Origin of the sequence: Marinobacter vinifirmus (assembly GCF_002258215.1) — a bacterium.
Taxonomy (GTDB): domain Bacteria; phylum Pseudomonadota; class Gammaproteobacteria; order Pseudomonadales; family Oleiphilaceae; genus Marinobacter; species Marinobacter vinifirmus.
The window spans coordinates 1-885 of sequence record NZ_NEFY01000048.1 but is presented as its reverse complement, the minus strand read 5'-3'; the positions used below and the strand labels follow the sequence as shown (position 1 = coordinate 885).

Sequence of the window (885 nt, the reverse complement as noted above, 5' to 3'; positions counted from 1 at the left end):
CTGCCGATTTCAGGCGAGCGACGTCCTCGGCGGGCGCGCCGATAGTCTGATTTGAGAAAGAAGGGGAGGGAGCCTAAGCCGCTTGTCGTCGCCGTCCAGGATTTCGGTAATCCTGATAGCTATCTTCAAAGGCAGTGGCCCGGTGGCACCACCGCTCCGGGTCCAGATTCAGCCGTTCCAGAATCGGCAGCGCGTTTTCGTCAATAGCGCCCCGTTTGTCACTCCGGCTGATCCGCCCGGTGCAATCCACCAGTTCCAGGTAATCTTCAAAGCTGAACAGTATTCCGCGCTGAAAACCATTCCGAATGACTCCCTCAAAACCCAGTAGCGGTTTTAACGGCACCGAAAAATCATTCAGTGCCTGTTGTTCCGTCTGTCGTGCAATGGCTTCCGCCAGATTGAAGGTAGGATGAATGCGTTCTTTGATGCTGGTGTGGTCGGAAGTCTCCGGTGTCTCTGCCATGGCGGCTCGGATGGGATTCAGGTCGACATAGGCCATGCAGGAGAGAAGGGCCTCTTCGGTGTCCAGCGCCTGGGATTTGAATCGACTCTCCCAGAAATGGCCGGTGCACTCATCTTCCCGGTTGGCCTGCCTCGCAATCGGCTCGTTCAGGCATTTCATAAACCAGCTCAAGTCCGCCAACCGCTGCCGGAAGGTTTCTGCGTACTCCTCCACTCGCCGAAGCTCGGCCGCACACAACTCATCACCCCGATGGTACCGCTGTACCAGTGGTGGCCCTTTATGGAGGCTGCACCAGCGCGCCAGCACCTCATCCATGCTCCACGGCTCTACGTCATCCGGGCTGAGCTTCACCACCAAGTGGTAGTGGTTCGACATCACCGCATAAGCGGCAACATCTACCGCGAACACAGATGCCAGAAGCC

1 protein-coding gene is annotated in these 885 nt (G+C 57.5%); it reads right to left on the bottom strand.

Translation table 11 applies throughout. The annotated features are described in order from the left end of the window. Nucleotides 1-73: 73 nt before the first annotated feature. Nucleotides 74-885, bottom strand: an 812-nt coding sequence (locus B9Q17_RS18245) for a transposase (protein WP_208618810.1), incomplete at its 5' end; no start/stop codon positions are given.